Below are 21574 nucleotides of genomic sequence, written 5' to 3'. Positions count from 1 at the left end.
TTATTAGTAAGTAGCTTCTTAAATCGAATTTGAGATATTAGAGCTTATATCTGATAATTTGGGAGAGTAATCGTCATGTTCAATAAAGGTAGCGTTTGACCGACACATATCTATCCACCCCTCCCAGTAGCTATTCTCTTCTTTCATATACATTGATTTGTCCCAAATATCCTCAATCCAAGTACTACGCCTGAAGTTCTGAATAACTTTAATAGGGTTTTCTTTTTCCCATAGTAATCTGTCATAATCGGCTTCAGACACAATAGTACCGTAAGTTTTCAGTAGATGCTTTCTACATAAATATTTTAAAGTTAAAGACATCAATGCTCTATCTTCTGCACCACCAAAACCAACTGTATTACTAACGTGGACACGAGTATCTAATACTTGACCATGCCAACTATTAAAGTGTTTAACTATAATCAGCTCTCCATTCTTTGATTGGTTTCTAACAAACCAAATGGCTTGAGCCTCAGAACCATCGGTACAACCTGATAAGAGCTGTTCAGCATTACGTTCAATATCACGGCTAAACTCAAAGTCAATCTTTTCAAATGGCTTACCTTCATTGTGAATCAGCCACTTTTCTTGAGCACCAAAATATTTAGCTATCTTTGTCAGTACTTCAAAATCAGGTTCTTTACGTCCTTCAAACCAATCTTCCGTTAAGCCTACTGTCTTATAACCTAACGCCTCAGCTACCCTAGAAATGCTGGGTGAATCCGTACCTGTGACAGCTCTAGCTTCTTCTAATAGGAAGTTCAATTTTTGAGATATTTCTTCTAAACGGTTTTTACGCAAATGAGAATCAAAAAACTCTCTTAGCTCTACAATAGCTTCTTTATAGCTTCCATTCTGGCTATTAAACGATTTTTCTAAACGATACTGAGCTTCAGCATTGATAGATCTGCCGCTAGCTTGAGACGCTACTGCTATTCGTTCTTTTAGTTCAGTCGGAATCCGAAGGTTAAATTGAACATTTTTGGTCATGTAGTAAGTTCCTGAGAGCTAGCATAATGATAGGTCAAATTTTAACACAAAAATATAGTAATAAAGCCTTGTAAGGTTGTTAGCACAATGCTACCATTATTTGTAACAGAAGCTCTAAGAGGTATAAGTCATGAATGACTCAGTCCAAATGAACGTACGAATATCCAAAGAACTAAAAAGCTTTGCAGTTAAAGACGCAAAATTAAAATTTCAATCATTATCTAAATATATAGAGAAACTCATCTATCAGGAGCAACAAAAAAATAATGAGCTTTTAAAGAGAAGGAGGTGTGACATGAACTGAGTATAGATTGGAATATAAAGGAAGGATTGCACAGCAATTTAGCTCGAACTAAACTGCTGTACAGAGTGTCTTGGGAAGACTCCTCTATTATGTGTCACATTTATAGTGCTGTCAAATGTGGTCATATCGCAATCCTCTACTTAAATGTAATCAAAGGCGATAGTTATTCTCTTAACGTGAGTAACTATAAGTAGTGTTTTACTTTTACGAAAAAAAAGAGGATGTAATAATGAAATTATGTATGCGAAAAATTCGTCAAATTTTAAACTGTATCAGCAAAAAAATGAGTAATCGTAAAATTGCTAGAACAGTTACAGTGTCGCCAACAACAGTCGGCAAGATCAAACGATTGGTTGAAGATTCCTCATTTGATATCAGTCAGCTTAATGAACTTGATGATATTGAGCTTAAAGAAAGATTGGGTATTAATAAAGAGTTTATTCCTCAGAATAAGAAACCCCAACCTGATTGGGTATACGTCTATACAGAACTCCAAAAACGTGATATCACGCTCGAGTTGCTATGGCAGGAGTATTGTGAAGCTCACAAAGAAGAATCACTATCTTATTCTCGTTTTTGTGCGCTTTTTAAAGAATATACTAACTCTTTAGCTATTTCTAAACGTATGATTCATAAAGCAGGAGAGTCAATTCAGGTCGACTTTGGCGGACGCACCGTTGAAATATATCAAGACAATAAAGAAGTATTAAAAGCGCAAATTTTTGTTGCTGTGCTACCCGCATCGGGCTATATTTTTGCTTACGCAGTTCCTTCTCAGCAAATAAGACACTGGCTTGAATGTCATGTTGAAATGTTTAAATTTTACAGAGGTGTACCTAATCAAATTATTACAGATAATCTTAAATCTGCTGTCATTAAAAATACAAAAAATGATCTGGTCTTAAATGCCTCCTATAAAGAGTTATGTGAGTATTATGACTGCATTATTATGCCAGCACGACCTAAAAAACCTCAAGATAAAGGGCTTGTAGAATCATGTGTGAAAGTCGTTCAAAATAAAATATTAGCTAAATTCAGGAATCGAAAGTTTTTTTCTATTCGAGAGTTAAATGAGGCTATACGACCAGAGTTAAAGGAGTTGAACGACAGCATAACTGATTCTTATCCAAATAGTCGTTATGCGGACTATATTGAAATAGACTATCCAGCACTTCGCCCCTTACCCGAACGCGATTTCGAAATATGTAACTGGCGATACGATGTAACAGTCAATAAATTTTATGTGATAAAAATAGATGACTGTGAGTATAGTGTACCTTATACCTATATTGGTCAAAAAGTCGATGTGCGTCATACAGATAATTTAGTCGAAGTTTATTTTGAACGTAAGTGTATTGCAATACATACTAAGAACAAGGCTAGTAACTATAGCATCAAACAGGAACATATGCCGCCTGAACACAGAATGCTAGGTGAGCTGGATTCAGACGGACTATTAAGATGGGCAAAGGGAGTCGACGAAAGCGTAGCGATAGTATTTGAGGAGAACTTATCAAATAGAAGCGGTCGTGCAAACGCTATTAGAAGACTGCAAGCATTCAAGAGGTGGTTAATAGAAAATAGCGACAATTTTGATATAACTTCTGGATTTGAATACGCAGTCTGTCTCAATATTTATTCAATCGAGCGCATTAAATCCATTTTAAAACGTAGGACGTATCAACGGATGGATACACATAAAGCCTCTAAGTTTGTAAACAATCATTCTAATATTCGAGGTTCAGAATATTTTAAATCTTCTTTTGAAAACGCTCAGGAGTCATCTCATGCTTAGGAACATAACTCGTGATCAGTTATTGCAATTGAATTTGAAGGCGTTTGCCCAGTCTCTTGAAGATAGCCCATCTGCATATATTGATAATGACTTGAGCTTTCAGGAGCAGCTTAGCGTTTTTCTTGATATTGAAATTAATGAAAGAAAAAATAAGAAAATTGAACGGTTACTTAAATCTGCTAAGTTAAGATATTCGAATGCTGTGATTGAAAGTATTGACTACAAAGCCAGTCGTAAACTTAAAAAATCTGATATTAGTCACTTATTTAGATGTGAATGGATTGAACAACATCAGAATGTCATAGTAACAGGTGCTACAGGGTGTGGTAAAACTTGGTTAGGTTGCGCTTTAGCTAATCAAGCTTGTCGGCTCGGGATAAGTACACTATATATCCATGCAAATCAATTGTTTGAAGACATCTCATTATCGATACTTGATGGTTCATTGGCTAAGTACCGCCAAAAACTCATTAAGACTCGGCTTCTTATGATTGACGATATAGGAATAGGTGGTATTGATGCTAGTGTATCGCCTACGCTGCTGGAAATTATAGATCGACAATCCATGAATGGTGCCCTAATTCTAACTAGTCAATTTCCAACTGAGAGATGGTATGATTTTTTTGAGGATAAAACTGTTGCAGATGCAATACTTGATAGAGTTGTCCACAATTCTCATAAAATTGAGTTGTTCGGAGAATCTATGAGAAAGTTACAATCCTTAAAATAAATTTTTAATATTATAGTATCTTTATTAGGTGTCCATTTGATGCAAGAATCAGGTGGACACTTTGTTTATGAAAGTGTCCATCTTTTATAGGAATAGGTGTTCACGATAGGCAGTATTTTCCACTGGCACCTATAGAGTTACCGATTGCAGCAACTCACGGTCTAGAAATAGCATTAAATAGTAGTTTTAGTAAATTCGAAGACGAAGATCTGAATGAGGTAAATACGCTTTTTATTGATACCTTAGAACTAGATAAAATAAAGCAAGATATCCTCCGCTCTTGTGCCCTCTATGACGACTTCTTCGTAGAAAGTAAACCTTATTCCGTCGCTTTACACTTCAGAAAGAATCCCGTTTTGGCTGATGAGGCTTATCGCCTGATGAAGGAAGTATTAAAACCCTATCCTGATTGGGTGTTAAAACCTGGAAAATATGTTTGGGAAGCGGTACCAAAAGGTGTAAATAAAGGGACTGCCATTCTATACCTACTAGGCAAAATAATGAACAAAGCTAGCAATGATACTTGTGCAATTTTTATTGGTGATGATATTACTGATGAAGCCGGTTTCAGAGCCATACAAGATTCAAAAAAGATAGTAGAAGGCTTAGAACAACCACCAAAAGGGCTAGGCATTAAAGTAGGAAGGGAGTCGACCTGTGCTCATTATTATGTCAACGATATTAAGGAAGTAACAAACTTACTCCGTAACCTTCTAAGTTTTTGCCAAACACGTGATAGCTCACTATCTGGAGTAATAAAAGTCAATTCTCACTATTAAGGAAAAGTTGAGGTCAATTTTATGAGTCGTTTAATTGCCTTATCAAATCGGGTTAAGGTGCTCGACAACAAACCGATGGCTGGCGGACTGGCAGTAGCTCTACAAAACGTATTGATAGGGAACTCAGTGGTTTGGATGGGTTGGAACGGTAAAGTCGTAGAGAGCCGTAATAATGCTAGTGGTTCTACTGACTTATTTACTAGCCAGCCAGCCAGTTTGACGAGTGAAGGCACTTGTATTACTTATATGACCACAGCTCTTACCACTGAGCAATATAATCAATTTTACTGTGGTTTCGCTAACAATGTCTTATGGCCACTATTGCACGAACGAATCGACTTAATCAGTCAAAAATCCCAAGATTACGCAGGCTATCAAGACGTAAATCGGCTTTTTGCCAAACAATTAAAGAAAATCATTGAGCCTGACGATGTGATTTGGGTACATGATTATCACTTTTTAAGCGTGGCATATCATTGTAGACAGCTAGGTATCGCCAATCGTATCGGATTTTTCTTACATATTCCATTTGCTTCATTACGTTTTTGGCAATCGCTTTCACAAAGTTCTGAGGTCATTCATCACTTGGCCCATTATGATTTGTTGGGTACGCAGACTCAGCAAAACAGGACTCATTGCTTGAATGTCTTGCAGTATTACTTAAAAGACTATTTTATACACGACCAGCTTGTAGCAAGCGCACCGATAAATGTGTTAGACATGAAGCGAAATTTTGCTCAGCCCTATACCTATACTAGAGCAAAAATGACGCTCGATTTAGCGCTAAAACCTCAGCACGCTTTAATGGTTGATGCTTATCCAATAGGCGTCAATGTGACACAAATTCAGCAGCAGGTTAAACACTTATCTTCCGCTATCCCCTTGCACTCCACCCCACTTTATAAAAGTAAAAACCTTACTTTTCAACAGATTATTGCAGTTGATAGGATTGATTATTCAAAAGGGCTGTTAAAACGCTTTGCAGCATATCGTGATTTTTTAGCGCAAAATCCATCGTATCAAAATCACCTGCAGTTATTACAAGTCGCCTGCCCTAGTCGTTTAGATTTGCCGACGTATCAAAGTCTTTACGATGATGTCAAAAAAGAGGTCTATGACATCAATCAGCAATATCTGTCTGAGAATAGCAATTGGCAAGCCATTAACTATAGCGAAACCGCATTGAGCCATGAGAAATTGATGACGATGTTTTGGCAAAGTAACGTCGGTTGGGTGAACTCGCTTAAAGACGGTATGAACCTGGTGGCCAAAGAGTATATCGCTGCCCAAAATCCTGATAATCCTGGTGTTTTATTACTGTCCCGTTATGCTGGAGCCGCTGAACAAATGCAGGCTGCCGTCATCATAGATTCCCATCAGCCGCAAAGCATGATAGAGGGCTTAAAAACGGCCCTCAAGATGCCGTTGGAAGAGCGTCAGTCTCGTTATCGGTCATTATTGCAAGGACTACAGAAAGACAATTTGCAGATTTGGCAGCAGAGTTTTTTGGATGATTTATACAATGAAAGCAGCAGTCAAATAAGTAGCATGGAGCCCGCCAATGTTCAAATGTCTGACTCATAAGTATAACTAGGAGACTCTGATGCGATCGACAAATATAAAAAACGATTTATTAAAAGATATTAAAGTCGCTGTCGATAAAATAATAGCTACTGACACCCAAGCAATGAGTACGCTTAATCTTACCGCTGCATTACGCCATAAAATTTTAGATATATTAGTGTCTTATAGCAAAGATATCCCTCATCCCGCAAGCGGTATGGCTGAGCATAGCGGGCTTTCAAATACTTTAATACGCTGGCAAGTTTTGGCGTATGTTGCAAGTATTGATCTAACGATTGTCAAATGGTTTGAATCGCATTTAGACGCTTTAAGTATTTTGAATGAAATTGGGTATGGCAAGGTAGCCAAAGGTTTATGGGCCGTTTGGGCAGCAGAAGGCCATCCCGACCCTCTACGTTATGAGCAAGGAAAGGCCATTGGTCACAAAGCATGGTGTTCAGGAGCTGGCATGGTAGATTACGCCCTTGTTAATTATCGCAATAGCAATAATCAATCACAACTAATGATTATAGACATGCATCAGGCAGGTATTGAAATTAACAATAGTGAATGGCAGGCAGTAGGAATGCAAGCCACAGATACAGCTACTGTGAAATTTTGTGGCGTATCAGCGAGTTTGGTTGGAAAAGAGAATGCCTATCTAGATCGTGCGGGGTTTTGGCACGGGGCTGCAGGGGTTGCTGCGTGTTGGTATGGCGCATCAGCTTGCCTAGCAAGCTATTTGACCACTGCTTATCAGCAAAAACCGAATGACTACAAGGCCATGTATTTAGGTGAAATTGGTACTGCATTGGCAATTACTCAACAATATCTCTATTACGCCGCCGATCTGATAGACACAGAACCGTCACTTTGCCATGAGCTTGCTATACGTCAATTGAGAGCCCAAATTGAAAAAGTCGCTCGCCATACAGTAGAGATAGTGGGTCAAGCATTGGGAGCCGCACCATTTTGCCGTAATGCTCATTTTGCAAGACTATCAGCAGATCTTCCCGTGTTTATTCGACAAAGTCATGGTGCTTTCGACTTACAAAAAATTGGTGAGTTGACCAACCTTTTACACAGCAATTCAACTCATGGACAGGCAAACGTATGGCAGCTATAGAATTAGATAAGAACATACAGCTTATCTTTAAAGATAATAACGTTAAGTCTACTACCCTGCTTCGATATCCTCATCCAATCGTAGGAGACCGTATTATTGAAGGATCTGGTACTAGTCCAGACACATGGCAAAACTGGATGGGATTACGAAAACTGCCTCAATTAAATATTCAGACAAGCTTTAACTCCCATCAACGCGTCTGTATCTTTGCACCGCATCCTGATGATGAGATATTAGGCTGTGGTGGATTATTGCAGCAACTAGCAGATAACGGCAATCCCATAGTTCTCATCCACGTAACTAATGGTACCCAAAGTCATCCCGACTCGAAGATTTATTCTCCAGAACAGCTTAACACCCTCCGTCCAAAAGAAAGTGTTGAAGCTCTAAAAACGTTGGATGTGAGCCATCAGGTTACGACACTTGCTTTAGATTTAACAGATGGGGATGTATTCGCGCAACAAGCTCTCTTTCGTCAGAAATTAGTGACTATCCTCCAGCCTAACGATATTTTAGTCACCACCTTCGCACGAGACGGGCATCCTGACCACGAAGCCACAGGGCGCGTGGTCACCTCATTTGCCAAACAAAATCGCCTGCCCTGCTATCAAGTACTGATATGGGCATGGCATTGGGCAACGCCTGATGACAGTCGTATCCCTTGGCAATATGCCGTGAGAATGGATTTAACGCCTGAACATTTACAGAAAAAAATCGATGCTATCCATTGCTTCAAAAGCCAAACTACTGAAGATGTAAGTACAGGCAACTCGCCCATTCTAACTAAGCAAACGATTACTCGAATCAGCCAACCTTGGGAAGTTTATATATATGAACCATACCTCTAAAGAAAGCTTGGCTAATTCTAGTCAGTACAGCGCCTATTCGGATTCATATTTTGACGAATTATATAATGACAATACCGACCCATGGCAATATCAAACTCGTTGGTATGAAGAGCGAAAACGTAATACTTGCTTGGCGCTACTACCCCAACCACACTATGAACGTGCGATTGAATTGGGCTGCGGTAATGGCGTACTAAGTGAGTTATTGGCTCATCGTTGTCAGGATTTAATCAGTATCGATGGCAACCATCAAGCAGTGAAACTTGCTAAAGAGCGTTTAGCAGCACTACCTCATGCTAGAGTCATACAAGGTATTGTTCCCGATAAACTATTTTCTTTAAAAGAGTTATTGGAACAGAGGAAACCTCTATCAGAAAATACTTCGATCAATCAACCACCCTTTGATTTAATCGTTATTAGTGAGATTTTATACTATTTGTCATCCAGTGATATTGATGTGGTCATCAACTGGGCACTACACAATCTTGCCCTAAATGGTACTCTGCTGTGCTGCCACTGGCGCTATGCTATTGATGGTTTTGCAATGACAGGTGAAAGCGTACATCAGCGTTTACATCAGGTATTTACTAACAACAACAAAAATCAGCACTCATTTAACCACCAGAGCCAAATGATAGATAGCGATTTTTTACTAGATATTTGGCAACGTTCTTCCACGTCAGTTGCTATGCAAGAAAACTTAATATAGAAAACCAAAAATAATCTTAAATTATATCGGGATTGGTAGATATTATGAAAATTAGTATTGTGATTCCTGCTCATGATGAAGCAGAGACTATCGCCCAGTGCCTGGCGTCTATACAGATTGCAATCGAGCAGTTACCTTCAACTTTCACTGCTTCTGTACTGGTAGTACTAGATAGCTGTACTGATGACACATTGAAAATTGTCCAAGCGACAGGGTTTGATTACTTATGCTGTTATTATCAGTGCGTGGGACAAGTGAGAGATCTTGGCATTCGTCATGCAATTGCTCATGGGGCAACATGGCTTGCCTGTACCGATGCTGACTCAACAGTGCCTATGGATTGGTTAGTGCAGCAAATGGAACATCTTGACCAGCAGAGGGCCGATATGATTTGCGGCGTGGTGTCTATCAATAACTGGGGGCATTTGTCATCACAAACACAACAAGCTTATATTACGCATTATCAAGACAAGATGGGGCACCGACATATTCATGGGGCAAATCTGAGTTTCAGCAGTGACGCTTATTTAGCCACTGGTGGCTTTGCGCCTTTGACTTGTCATGAAGATGTGGACCTGGTCAATAGATTTAGAGCACGGCGCTATACGATTACTTGGAGCAATCGCGTCCGTGTATTGACCAGTAGTCGATTGCAAGCTCGAGCAAAAGAGGGTTTTGGTGCATTTTTAGCAAACCTTGAAAAAGTCAGCTGGTCATAGTCATATTAAACCTATTATGATTCAGAGCTACTAAAAACTGAAATTAAAAAATATCTCTTTCGGTTTCACTAGGTTTATCTACCCTCTCTATAACAGGTAACACCTTATAAGTACTACTGTTGCTTCTCTTTTCTATTGTCTTTCCCTTGTCATTATTCTCGACATGAATGAGATCAGAGGCAAATGCATACTCATTCGATATTTCTGTATTGTCACTATCGCTAAGCAAGATACTCTCCGTAGACTTGTCAAAGTTTAAGAGCAAAATATTATTTTTTTGAATATCATTTGTATGAAACATATCAAATAAAAAATATAAAAAAAATGGAATAAGAAAGAGTGCTATTAATAATCTTTTAGTCAGTGACTTAGAAGGTTGGTATTTCCATGAAAATAATGGCGCTAACAACATTAAGATGCAAACACCTAAAAGTAAAAAAACACACAAGTTTTTTATGTTTGAATCGAGTGCGCTTATCAACATAATAGACCAGTCCCAAATTTTTTAAAGTGAGGATCTAAAGTTCTGAATAGTAATCAAAAGCTACGATGCGTTATGTATCGTAGCTTTTTTCGTATCTCAAAATAAGACATCGCTACCTACGATAGCAAGCAGAAGATCCTGGGCTTTAATGCTGATCTTGATCTAAAAGACGCAGGCTCTAGCCTCTCCGTCAATGGTGGCAAAACCACACTCATAGGCGGAGCAATTACCAAGATTGACTATACGTTACAAACGGGATTCAATAACTATGTCAGCAAAGGCGGTATAGAAATGCAAGATATCGACACCAATATCAAATTATATAATCAAACTATCTACAAGAAGTTGAATGCTAGTGTTTAACGCATCATTAGCGAATTTCTTATTTCTTAAACTATGATTACAAATAGCTTCAGTTTGCGTAGAAAAGTCAGAGTAGTGCTGAGTGACTGCCCAAATATGGAAAATTAAATGGATCGCAGAAACGGACTTAATCTTATTGTCCGCAATCCACCCGTCAATCACTGCCACCTTTTCTCGCACCAAATATCTTAAAGGCCCCTTCAGCACCCCCATTAAGTGAGGCGCTCCTTGCATAATCTCTAATGCATATAGTCTCGATGCTGCAGGTGATTTCTTTGAAATCTTATATTTTTCTTCGATATAAGTTTTGAGCGCATTTCTTGGATCTTGGTTGACGTTAATATTGCTCAAAGGGGACAACCATTCACTCAGCACCGCTTCCAAAGCAGCAATATACAGAACCTCTTTACTGTCGAAGTAATAAAATATATTTGATTTAGAAATATCAGCCTCTTCCGCAATCCTCTCCATTCGTGCCCCATTTAGTCCTTCTTGTGAAAAGACGATCAATGCAGCTTTGATGATATGTGCTTTTTTCTTTAGTACTTTTGAACTCGTTTCTGCCTCTTCTCTTAGCACGCTGTCTTTCACTGTCATGTCCTTCATTATAAAGTCGTGTAAACCTAATTTTAGATGATCATTGATTCAATTTAAAAATGGTCAAGATAATTAATTACAAGCGCCATTTATTGACCAATATTGATCGCTCAGCAGCGATCAACACCTTATTGTCTATGGATTACTAATCGTAGCGACAATCCTCACCAGCGTCCTTTTTACCACTGATTTCACTCACTCTGTTCAGATTACCATCAAAATTCCTTACTCAAGTGTTTCTGCACTATTTTATAACAAACCGCACCGTTTTATAACAGTCCGCACTATTTTTATACATTTTTTTAAACCATATGGTCTAAAAAATTTAGGGTAAAAAAAATATAAGTTATTGATAAATATAAATAAAATTACATGGCATGAGTTTTGCTTTAATAAAAACATAAAAGAATTTTCATCTCTTTTATATTTTTCTTCTTTTTTCTCGAAATCTATAGGTGACCTCATGGAAATAGGAATTTTTTGTCCGATTGGTAACAATGGCTGGTTAATCTCAAAAAACGCGCCGCAGTACAAGCCAACATTTGAGCTTAATAAGCAAATTGTGCAACGTGCCGAGCATTACGGTTTTGATTTTGCGCTCTCAATGATTAAGCTGCGCGGTTTCGGCGGTGAGACTGAGTTCTGGGATTATAACCTTGAGAGCTTTACTTTAATGGCAGGACTCGCAGCAGTCACGTCCAAAATAAAAATATATGCCACGTCAGCAACGTTAGTGATGCCGCCCGCAATCGTAGCCAGAATGGCATCGACGCTTGATAGTATCTCGAACGGACGCTTTGGATTGAATGTCGTGACTGGCTGGCAAGAAGCAGAATACGGACAGATGGGCATGTGGCCAGGCGACGATTATTTTGGTAAGCGCTATGAGTATTTATCTGAATATGTCCAAATCCTAAGAGACCTTTGGGCGACAGGCCAATCTGATTTGAAGGGTGAGTTCTTTCAGATGAATGATTGTCAGGTGAAGCCTATTCCACAAGCGGATATGAAGATTATTTGTGCGGGTCAATCAGATACAGGTTTGGCGTTCTCTGCAAAATACGCTGACTATAACTTTGTCTTTGGTAAAGGGCTAAACACGCCAACTGCCTACGCTGGTATTAATGACCGCTTAAAAGTACATACAGATCAGACAGGCCGCAATGTTCCCACTTATGTCCTCTTTATGGTCATTGCAGATGAGACTGATGAAAAAGCGCAGGAAAAATGGCAATCATACAATGATGGTGCGGACTTTGAAGCCATTGATTGGTTGCAGTCGCAAGGTGGTAAGGACAAAACCTCAGGCAAAGATACCAATATTCGTCATATGGCCTCAAGCGTTTCACCAGTCAATATCAATATGGGTACGCTGGTCGGTTCCTTTGAAAATGTTGCCAGCATGTTAGACGAAATCGCTGAAGTACAAGGTACGGATGGCGTCTTATTGACCTTTGATGATTTCGTGCAAGGCGTAGAAGATTTTGGCAGCAAAATTCAACCTTTGATGAAAAGCCGTATCAATGTTGATACCCCAGTGGCCAGCCAAGCCATGAGCGAAGCCTAATAAAAGGAGCAGATATGAATTCGGTTAATACTATTTGTGCAGACTTTACCAAACAATCCTCTCCCGTTTTAGAGTCGTTGCCTGAACCTATCAAATTAGATCCATCGCAAACCGCATTGATCGTCGTGGATATGCAAAACGCGTATGCCAGTCAAGGTGGTTATCTGGATTTGGCTGGGTTTGATGTGACGTCAACCAAACCTGTTATTGATAAAATCAAGCAAGCCGTAGATATTGCACATCAATCTGGCATACAAGTCATCTATTTCAGAAATGGCTGGGACAACAAATATGTAGAGGCTGGTGGTAGCGGATCGCCTAATTATCACAAATCAAATGCCCTAAAAACCATGCGTAAAAACCCTGAACTTGAGGGAACTTTATTAGCAAAAGGGGGCTGGGATTATGAGTTGGTCGACGAGCTTACCCCTGCGCCGCAAGACATCGTTATAGACAAACCTCGATATAGCGGCTTTGCGAATACCAACTTCGATAGCGTATTGCGGTCACGAGGCATACGCAATCTACTGTTCACTGGTATCGCGACCAACGTCTGTGTTGAAACGACGCTTCGAGATGGGTTCTTCCTTGAGTATTTTGGAGTTTTGTTAGATGACGCGTGTTATCAAGCAGGACCAGTAGAAGCTCATGAGGCCACACTCTATAACGTAAAAACCTTTTTTGGTTGGGTGTCTGATGTTGCCAGCATGCAGCAGTGTTTTTTAGATACTTAATCTTTTCGATATCTGGCTTTTTAGGAGCCTAAACCAAGCGCTTCGTACTTAAATCAAATAGGAATGTAGATATGTCTAAACAAGTGATTATACCTGAAGGTACCAGCAAGCCATTGGCACCCTATGTCCCAGCAACTAAGGCCGATAACATCGTTTATGTATCAGGCACTTTGCCCTTTGATGAAAACAACAATGTCGTACATGTGGGTGATGCCGCCGCGCAAACTCGCCATGTATTAACAACGATTCAAAACGTTATTCAAACCGCTGGTGGCGATATGGATGATGTGACGTTTAATTCAATATTTGTCAAAGATTGGGCAGATTATGACGCGGTCAATCAAGTCTATGCAGAGTTTTTCCCCAATGAAAAACCAGCAAGATTTTGTATCCAATGTGGATTGGTAAAACCAGACGCTTTAGTTGAAATCGCGTCCATAGCACACGTTGGATAAGACAGCCTATTTAAAAACTGCAGTTAGTGAATTTAAAGTTACCTGACATTGAACCCCCTAGCATTGGACTGTAGTAAGGCGTTTTAGTTGACTACACATGTGGCGGAATATTGTTTAAAAGGAAATGACAGATGAATACAGTAATTAAAGAAAGCCAAGCAACGCAATCCTCATTAATGAAACATAAGTCTAAAGAATCATTCACTTCTACGGCAGGAAACTTGACCGACATACAGCAGTCTTTTAGAGATGCGATGAGTAAGTTAGCTGCTGCCGTGAACATTATTACCACTGAAGGTCCAGCAGGGCGGGCAGGGTTTACCGCCTCAGCGGTGTGCAGTGTCACTGACGAACCGCCAACCCTATTAGTGTGTTTAAACCGAAGCGCGTCTGTATACAAATTTTTCAAAGAAAATATGGTGCTATGCGTCAACACACTTGGTCTTGAACACCAAGATTTAAGCGGTGTGTTCGGCGGCAAAAAGGCATTAGAAGAAAGGTTTGAGCAAGGCAGCTGGTCTACGCTGTCAACAGGATCGCCTGTATTAGAGGATGCCAGTATCTCTTTTGATTGCAAGATTAAGCTTATTAGCTCGGTAGGAACTCACGATATTCTCATTTGTGAGGTATTGGATATCAAACACAAGCCTGATTGTGAAAGTCTCATCTATTTCAATCGAGGCTACCATCAATTGAGTAAGTGCACGAACTAAGTATCATCCCTCTACTTTTTAAGGATATTTAAAATGGATAAATGGTTTGTTAAATGGCGTCCCTACACTGGAAACCTAGAAACGACACCGGTAGGTATCAATGAGTATTTGCCGATGGGTAAGAGTGTGGTATTAGGCGCACAGCACTCATTCGCCATGTTCGGTGCGACAATCTTAGCTCCCTTGCTGATGGGCTTTGATCCTAGCTTAACGATGCTTATTACTGGTATAGGTACGATACTTTTCTTTCTTATCACGGGCGGTCACGTACCCAGTTATTTGGGCTCAAGCTTTGCATTTATCGGAGCGGTCGCAGCAGTAACAGGCTATAGCGGCACGGGTATCAATCCAAATATTGGTATTGCGCTGGGAGGTACCGTCGTCTGCGGGATTTTATACGCATTGATGGGTCTGCTAGTGATGAAAACAGGGACAGAGTGGATTGAGAATTTGATGCCACCTGTAGTTACTGGATCCATTGTGATGATTATCGGGTTGAACTTAGCGCCGGTCACCATACAAAGCGTCATCGGCAATAGCTTTGACTCGTGGATGGCATTAGTTACCGTATTATGTATTTGTTCAGTCGCCGTATTTACTAAAGGTATGGTCAGACGCTTGTTACTGTTAATAGGACTGGTCGCTGCATATTTGATTTATTTCCTATTAACGAATGTCTTAGGCATGGGCAAGCCTATTGATTTTAGCCCAATTGCAAATGCCGCGTGGTTCGGTATTCCAACCCTTTATTCTCCTGTCTTTGAGACCAGTGCCATATTAGTCATTGCCCCTGTTTTTATCATCTTGATCGCTGAGAACCTTGGACATTTTAAAGCAGTAGAAGCCATGACTGGCAAAAGCATCTCACCTTATATGGGTAGAGCATTCTTCGCTGACGGCCTTTGTACCACGCTTTCAGCCTCGGTAGGCGGTACTGGTATGACGACCTATGCAGAAAACATCGGCGTGATGGCCGCGACCAAAATTTACTCTACAGTCGTCTTTGTCATAGCAGGTGTCTTTGCAATCTTATTGGGCTTATCTCCTAAGTTTGGCACCTTGGTCAGCACCATCCCAGTACCTCTTTTGACCGGTGCCTCAATCGTTGTCTTCGGGTTAATCACGATCGCTGGTGCGCGTATCTGGATGAATGCAAAAATTGATTTCAGTAAGAATGGCAATATGTTAGTAGCCGCTGTTCCAGTAATCCTAGGTACTGGCAACTATTCACTAAACATTGCAGGCTTTGATTTAGGCGGTATTGGTACTGCTACTTTTTTAGCCATTCTTATGAACCTCGTTTTCAATTTTAAAAACAAACAAAAAGAGATGAGCGTGACCACTGAGAGAGAAATCGCTACATCAGAGCCGCTCTTAAAACTTAGTCCATAAATTTAAATCCCTACTTGATATTACCTTAAGGAACCGTGTCATGAATACAGAACCACGCAGCGTACAGCAATTAATCAATGGCGAATTTACCGAATCAAATACCACAGAGTGGATTGATATTACTAATCCAGCCACACAAGAAGTGATCGCCAAGGTACCACAATCAACACCTGAGGAAATCGAGCAAGCGATCAAAACGGCAACTGAGGCCTTTCAGAGTTGGCGTGTCACACCCATCAGCAAACGGGCCCGTGTTTTTCTAAAGTATCAACAACTGATACGTGAAAATATGGATGAGTTGGCAGCGCTACTGACTGAAGAACAAGGTAAGACACTGGCAGATGCTAGAGGTGATGTATTTAGAGGTCTTGAGGTCGTAGAGCACGCATCAGGTATCGGTAACTTGCAACAAGGTGGCTACATTGAAAACGTCGCCAGTAGTGTTGATATGTACACCGTTCAGCAGCCAATAGGTGTCTGTGCAGGTATTACTCCCTTTAACTTTCCTGCCATGATACCGCTATGGATGTTTCCAATGGCCATCGCCACAGGCAACACGTTCATCTTAAAGCCATCTGAACAAAATCCAATCGTTACCATGAGATTGGTCGAGTTGGCGCTTGAGGCAGGTATACCAAAAGGGGTGTTAAATGTGGTTCATGGTGGTAAAGATACAGTGGATGCGCTGTGCGATCACCCTGATATAAAAGCGATATCTTTTGTAGGTTCAACAGCAGTGGGTAAGCACGTATATGATCGAGCCGGTCAGGCTGGCAAACGTGTGCAATGTATGATGGGTGCAAAAAACCATGCCGTTATTATGCCTGACGCTAATAAAGAGCAGAGTTTAAACCAGTTAGCAGGCGCAGCATTTGGTGCAGCAGGGCAGCGATGCATGGCACTGTCTGTCGTGGTATTGGTTGGAGAGTCTAAACAGTGGGTCGATGAGATTGTAGAAAAATCAGCACAGCTGGTAGTGTCTGCTGGAAAGGATGATAAAGACTTAGGTCCGCTAATATCTAAGCAAGCCAAAGCCCGTGTCGAGCGCTTAATTCAAGCAGGGATAGACGAAGGGGCAACTATCAAACTAGATGGTCGTGGTTGTCAGGTAGAAGGTTATGAAGAAGGTAACTTTGTTGGACCAACTATTTTGGACAATGTAACCACTGATATGAGCTGCTATACCGAAGAGATTTTTGGCCCTGTATTATGCATTATGTATGCCGACACGCTTGAGGAAGCCATTAAGATTATCAATACCAATCCAAATGGTAATGGCACTGCAATTTTCACCCAGTCTGGCGCCCATGCACACAAGTTCCAACAAGATATCGATGTCGGACAAGTAGGTATCAACCTACCGATTCCAGTACCGCTACCGATGTTTTCGTTTACAGGGTCTAGAGCGAGTAAGCTCGGTGACTTAGGTCCTTATGGTAAGCAAGCGGTACAGTTTTATACGCAGACGAAAACGGTGATATCACGCTGGTTTGATGAGGATGCTAGTGAAGGCGTAAATACCACTATTTCTATGAAGTAGCTATGCAGCCGTATCAAAAGTAGGAGGTTATGTAGAGCATGTGATTAATTGACAATAGGCTCTACATAACAACATACAAAAGCAAATACAAGTACAAATGGTGGATTTTATGAATATCAATACAATACCAGAAATCATTGAAGATATTAAAGCTGGCAAGATGGTCATAATCATGGATGATGAGGATCGGGAAAATGAAGGTGACCTGATTATGGCAGCCACTTTAGCCAAGCCTGATGATATCAATTTTATGATTACACATGCCAAAGGCTTGGTTTGTTTGACCTTGACCTCCGAGCGTTGCAAAAAATTAAAACTACCTCTCATGTGCAAAGACAACCAAGCACCTTATAGTACAAATTTCACTGTTTCCATTGATGCGGCAAAAGGCGTAAGTACCGGAATATCAACGGCAGACAGAGCTCATACTATTAGAACTGCGGTGTCTCAAGACGTTACTTTTGATGATGTCGTAACCCCAGGTCATATTTTTCCATTAGTGGCTAAAGAAGGCGGTGTTTTAGAACGCGCCGGTCACACTGAGGCAGGTTGCGATTTAACGAGACTGGCTGGCTTGGAGCCTGCTGCGGTTATTGTAGAAATCATCAACCAAGATGGTGAAATGGCTCGGAGAAATGATCTGATGAAATTCTCCGATACTCACAACCTAAAGGTCGGCACCATAGACGCGTTAATTAAATATATTAAGTCTCAAGAAACTGTCGAAAATTTCGAAGAAACCGTAGCATATGACTATGATGAAAGCGATGAGCGTACTGTTGAATTGATTTAGTAGATTTAATTTAACTTGATTTTATAAGCTACTAGATATTTTTACCGCAATTTGAATTTTACTAAAATTGGATGAAACCCTATGTTAGTTGAAAAATATCCTTGTAAGAACGACACGTCAGAAACGGTCGTATTTAGTTCAGGTTTAGGCGGGCATGCTGATTTTTGGTCACCTCAAATTGAGAGTTTTACCGAGCATTACAATGTGATTTGCTATGAACAAGAGGGGGTATCACCTGATAGTGATCTCTTACCCGATGACTATTCTATGCAAGATTTAGCGGATCAATTAATTGAAATCTTAAAACAAGAAGGGCTTTCTAACTGTCATTTCGTCGGTCACGCACTTGGCGGATTTATCGGTATGGAAATCGCTTATAAAGCGCCAGAGTTGTTAAATAAACTGGTCATCTTAAATGGTTGGGAAAGCCTAGATCCTCACACTATTAAATGTTTTCGTATGCGAACCAGTTTACTACAAGATACAGGTGTAGAGGCATTTGTACGTGCTCAAGCGATATTTTTATACCCGCCTATATGGATCTCAGACAACATAGAGGCACTCACGCAAAAAGAAGATAAAGCTATTGCTAATTTTACTCCCATTGAAAACGTCTCAACGAGATTAAAAGCCTTGCAGTCTTATCAGCCCCTGATAAACGCTAAACATATCAAAAATAAAACGTTAGTTTTAAGCAATCTTGATGATGTGTTGGTGCCCTGGCAACGCGGTCTGGCTTTGGCCAATAATATGCAAAATGCACAGTTTGAGTTAATGGTGACGGGTGGCCATGCCAGCACAATCACAGAGACCTGCCCAACCAATAGCAAAATTCTTCAATTCTTATCCAAAATTTAATATCAATAAGGAAATGTTATGACTAACTCCCTATCGTTATCTTCAGCAGATCTCGATCAGCTGTTTGGTAAAGCCAGATCCTTTAATGCTTGGCAAAAAAAAGACGTACCAGATGCACTACTTGAAGAGATCTATCACCTGGTCAAAATGGCGCCTACCTCGGCTAACTGTTCACCTGCACGGTTTGTATTTCTGAAGTCTGATGATGCTAAAGCGCGCTTAGAACCAGCACTATCTTCAGGTAATATCGAAAAAACAATGACAGCACCTATCACCGTTATTGTCGCTTATGATAATGAGTTTTATGAAGAGCTTCCTAAATTATTTCCACATACGGATGCCCGATCATGGTTTAACTCTAGTCCTGAACTGATAAAAGAAACGGCGTTTAGAAACAGTTCTATGCAAGCGGCTTATCTAATCTTGGCTTGTAGAGCCTTGGGTTTAGACACCGGCCCTATGTCTGGATTTAATAATGAACTGGTAGATAAAATTTTTCTTAAAGACAGTAATTGGACTTCAAACCTGCTCATCAATATAGGTTATGGTCAAGAGGACCAGTTATACAGCCGTCTGCCAAGATTAGACTTTGATGAGGCTTGTCAGATCTTATAAGGACAAGTATTCATCTACTGTGTCATTTTATTTTAGGAGTAATGGACTGAATTAAGGCTATGTGGAGGGGTGGTTGTTTTTGGCTCCTTCACTTAATAACCAAGTAAATGATAAGAATTATTGACCCCTGCCGTCAAATAATTGCGCCTCAACATTCAGATCGAACCCTAGTGTTAGTAGCTTTCCTAATAAACGGCCTTGTAATATCCGCACACGACTGACGAGTGGCAATAGCTTCTTGTCCGACCATTGCCATTCAGTCCAATTTGAGTGCTCATGAATATAAGTAGTATGCTTCATACGTTCCCCAGAGATATGCAGAGATTAGAACAGTAACCTCCTTATGTTATGCAGAGAATAAGCAGTAGGAACAATACGTAGAAATTCAAAAACGACAATAGCTGACGTAATAAGAATAGATTCTCAACGAACAAACATAGTTTTTTTGTTCTGAGAAGGGCTTGAGTAGAGGTAAAAACACTATAAAAATACAGTGCCCAAATACGAGTTAAATTTTATTGCATTATAATTTACATTGTGATTATTCAATTGAATAATATTTACAGGCTAACAATATCAACGTGTGTAAGATATTGTCAGGATATGCACTTTGGTCGACCTACCTTGACATGGTAGAGGTTAATAGACTACTTAAAATAGACTGGTATAATGGAACCACTTATACCAGTCTGCTGAACTAACTCTTAATGTATCCAGAGTCATCGTACCTTGCATCATACTCTTTTTATTACATCGTCTACTTTTTACATGCGTTTTAGTATTTTGTAGTAGTCATTACCCTGTTTAAGTGTTTGCGCTGACATACTATAAAAGTGCTAAGCACTAGTATGCTTCTATCCTACGTGACAACCTCCAAATTACTGACTAAATCATGACTGCTAACAACGTTTTGAACGTCAATAAAGGTACTTTTGCCTAACGCACCAAGGTTGTAGTTTGCAAACTCATGATATAAATTAACCACATCACCCATAATCAATAGCGCAGGTGTTGGTAATTTTGCCTCAGCTTGCTGCTCGGCAATACTGCCAAGTGTACCGATAAGAAGCTGCTGCGTTGGCAAACTGGCATGACTAATCACAGCAAAAGGTGTATTACTGTCGCGCCCTGCGGCAATTAGCCCTTGAGTCATCTCATCTAGTCGATTCAACCCCATATAAAAGACAACCGTTTGCGTACTGTCTAAGAGTTCATCGTAGTCATTATTAGGTGCGCCCAACTTTTTGCAAGCGGTCACAAATTTGACGGCTTGCGCATGATCACGGTGTGTCAAGGGAATACCTGCTCTACTTGCGGCCGCACTAGCAGCAGTGATACCAGGAATAGATTCAAAATGAATACCATGACGCACCACTTCTTGCAGCTCCTCTCCGCCGCGTCCAAATATAAAGGGGTCGCCACCTTTGAGCCTAACGACCGTTTTGCCTGCTAGCGCGTGTTTGACCAGTAGCTCATTGATACCTTCTTGTGGTAGTGCGTGATTGGCACGGCGCTTACCGACAAATATCTTCTCTGCCGTCAGCGCACACATATCTAAGATATCCTCTGAAACTAAACTATCATAGAGCACGACCTCTGCTTTTTGCATTACTCGTAATGCTTTTAACGTGAGTAGCTCAGGATCGCCAGAACCTGCACCAACCAAATGTACCGTGCCCGTTTTCACATTTTTTTCTATAACTGATGGCTCATCGCTCACTCTAATATAACAATTTATATTGGGTAAATTTTGTGAAGTTAATGCGGCAATAAAGGTAGATGAATCAGTCATGGTAATAACTCCTAATAACACTGTTAATAACGCGCAACTCTGCACCTAACAATGGCATACCTAAGAAAAGAAGAGCATATAAAATACGCTGCAAGCCCTATGCCATAT

Annotated in this window: 21 protein-coding genes and 1 pseudogene; 17 read left to right on the top strand and 5 right to left on the bottom strand. The window is 40.2% G+C overall.

The window, feature by feature from the left end:
- Positions 1–18 precede the first annotated feature (18 nt).
- Entirely contained in the window at positions 19–990 is a 972-nt protein-coding gene (locus GYK50_RS03985; protein ID WP_212564306.1) for an Arc family DNA-binding protein, read from the bottom strand.
- A gap of 533 nt (positions 991–1523) precedes the next feature.
- Here GYK50_RS03985 and istA point away from each other — a divergent pair.
- The 8 genes from istA (at position 1524) to GYK50_RS03945 (ending at position 9563) form a co-directional block, all read left to right on the top strand.
- On the top strand, positions 1524–3089 hold the full coding sequence (gene istA, locus GYK50_RS03980) for an IS21 family transposase (protein ID WP_212564305.1): 1566 nt from the start codon (positions 1524–1526) through the stop codon (positions 3087–3089).
- Complete coding sequence (gene istB, locus GYK50_RS03975; protein WP_212564304.1) at positions 3082–3819, top strand: IS21-like element helper ATPase IstB; 738 nt, start codon at positions 3082–3084, stop codon at positions 3817–3819. Before istA ends, istB begins: the two co-directional genes overlap by 8 nt.
- Before the next feature lie 86 nt (positions 3820–3905).
- Entirely contained in the window at positions 3906–4598 is a 693-nt protein-coding gene (gene otsB, locus GYK50_RS03970; RefSeq protein WP_212564498.1) for a trehalose-phosphatase, read from the top strand.
- 21 nt (positions 4599–4619) lie between these two features.
- Positions 4620–6182: an alpha,alpha-trehalose-phosphate synthase (UDP-forming) gene (locus tag GYK50_RS03965; protein ID WP_212564303.1), complete on the top strand. Its 1563-nt coding sequence runs from the start codon at positions 4620–4622 to the stop codon at positions 6180–6182.
- A 19-nt stretch (positions 6183–6201) separates the two neighbouring features.
- A complete protein-coding gene (locus GYK50_RS03960) occupies positions 6202–7287 on the top strand; it encodes an acyl-CoA dehydrogenase family protein (protein WP_201587513.1) in 1086 nt (361 codons plus the stop codon).
- A complete protein-coding gene (locus tag GYK50_RS03955) occupies positions 7275–8135 on the top strand; it encodes a PIG-L deacetylase family protein (RefSeq protein ID WP_093068633.1) in 861 nt (286 codons plus the stop codon). Before GYK50_RS03960 ends, GYK50_RS03955 begins: the two co-directional genes overlap by 13 nt.
- A complete protein-coding gene (locus GYK50_RS03950; RefSeq protein WP_093068631.1) occupies positions 8119–8844 on the top strand; it encodes a class I SAM-dependent DNA methyltransferase in 726 nt (241 codons plus the stop codon). Before GYK50_RS03955 ends, GYK50_RS03950 begins: the two co-directional genes overlap by 17 nt.
- Before the next feature lie 44 nt (positions 8845–8888).
- Positions 8889–9563: a glycosyltransferase family 2 protein gene (locus GYK50_RS03945; protein ID WP_093068628.1), complete on the top strand. Its 675-nt coding sequence runs from the start codon at positions 8889–8891 to the stop codon at positions 9561–9563.
- Between the two features lie 43 nt (positions 9564–9606).
- Here the strand turns inward: GYK50_RS03945 and GYK50_RS03940 are convergent, their stop codons facing one another.
- Positions 9607–10047, bottom strand: coding sequence for a hypothetical protein (locus GYK50_RS03940; protein WP_143007407.1), 441 nt, complete (start codon positions 10045–10047; stop codon positions 9607–9609).
- Positions 10048–10365: 318 nt separating this feature from the next.
- Positions 10366–11001 carry a TetR family transcriptional regulator C-terminal domain-containing protein gene (locus tag GYK50_RS03935; RefSeq protein WP_227674147.1) on the bottom strand — a complete coding sequence of 212 codons (636 nt, stop codon included), beginning with the start codon at positions 10999–11001 and terminating at the stop codon, positions 10366–10368.
- A gap of 469 nt (positions 11002–11470) precedes the next feature.
- Between GYK50_RS03935 and rutA the strand changes: the two genes are divergently transcribed.
- The 9 genes and pseudogenes from rutA (at position 11471) to GYK50_RS03890 (ending at position 19674) form a co-directional block, all read left to right on the top strand.
- The gene (rutA, locus tag GYK50_RS03930) at positions 11471–12574 is read left to right on the top strand and encodes a pyrimidine utilization protein A (protein ID WP_093068623.1); all 1104 of its coding nucleotides are present in this window, start codon (positions 11471–11473) and stop codon (positions 12572–12574) included.
- Positions 12575–12588: 14 nt separating this feature from the next.
- Positions 12589–13308, top strand: coding sequence for a pyrimidine utilization protein B (gene rutB, locus GYK50_RS03925; protein ID WP_093068621.1), 720 nt, complete (start codon positions 12589–12591; stop codon positions 13306–13308).
- 71 nt (positions 13309–13379) lie between these two features.
- Entirely contained in the window at positions 13380–13763 is a 384-nt protein-coding gene (gene rutC, locus GYK50_RS03920; protein ID WP_093068619.1) for a pyrimidine utilization protein C, read from the top strand.
- Between the two features lie 131 nt (positions 13764–13894).
- On the top strand, positions 13895–14476 hold the full coding sequence (rutF, locus tag GYK50_RS03915; protein ID WP_093068616.1) for an NADH-dependent FMN reductase RutF: 582 nt from the start codon (positions 13895–13897) through the stop codon (positions 14474–14476).
- A gap of 33 nt (positions 14477–14509) precedes the next feature.
- Positions 14510–15868 (top strand): solute carrier family 23 protein, encoded by a 1359-nt coding sequence (locus tag GYK50_RS03910; RefSeq protein ID WP_093068614.1) that lies wholly within the window; start codon positions 14510–14512, stop codon positions 15866–15868.
- Positions 15869–15908: 40 nt separating this feature from the next.
- Positions 15909–17408, top strand: coding sequence for a CoA-acylating methylmalonate-semialdehyde dehydrogenase (locus GYK50_RS03905; protein WP_093068611.1), 1500 nt, complete (start codon positions 15909–15911; stop codon positions 17406–17408).
- A 109-nt stretch (positions 17409–17517) separates the two neighbouring features.
- Positions 17518–18165, top strand: a pseudogene (ribB, locus tag GYK50_RS03900) (3,4-dihydroxy-2-butanone-4-phosphate synthase); the annotation flags it as partial.
- A gap of 117 nt (positions 18166–18282) precedes the next feature.
- A complete protein-coding gene (gene rutD / locus GYK50_RS03895; RefSeq protein ID WP_093068606.1) occupies positions 18283–19059 on the top strand; it encodes a pyrimidine utilization protein D in 777 nt (258 codons plus the stop codon).
- Positions 19060–19077: 18 nt separating this feature from the next.
- On the top strand, positions 19078–19674 hold the full coding sequence (locus GYK50_RS03890) for a malonic semialdehyde reductase (RefSeq protein ID WP_093068603.1): 597 nt from the start codon (positions 19078–19080) through the stop codon (positions 19672–19674).
- Positions 19675–19791: 117 nt separating this feature from the next.
- On the opposite strand, the gene GYK50_RS03885 is transcribed toward GYK50_RS03890, so the two are convergent.
- The gene (locus GYK50_RS03885; protein WP_223333121.1) at positions 19792–19974 is read right to left on the bottom strand and encodes a DUF4172 domain-containing protein; all 183 of its coding nucleotides are present in this window, start codon (positions 19972–19974) and stop codon (positions 19792–19794) included.
- A 559-nt stretch (positions 19975–20533) separates the two neighbouring features.
- A complete protein-coding gene (gene cobA / locus GYK50_RS03880; protein ID WP_186474053.1) occupies positions 20534–21466 on the bottom strand; it encodes a uroporphyrinogen-III C-methyltransferase in 933 nt (310 codons plus the stop codon).
- Positions 21467–21574: the final 108 nt, after the last annotated feature.

It is taken from the genome of Psychrobacter pacificensis, assembly GCF_018336615.1.
Taxonomy (GTDB): domain Bacteria; phylum Pseudomonadota; class Gammaproteobacteria; order Pseudomonadales; family Moraxellaceae; genus Psychrobacter; species Psychrobacter pacificensis.
The sequence above is the reverse complement of the archived record's forward strand: the minus strand, read 5'-3'. Positions and strand labels throughout refer to the sequence as shown.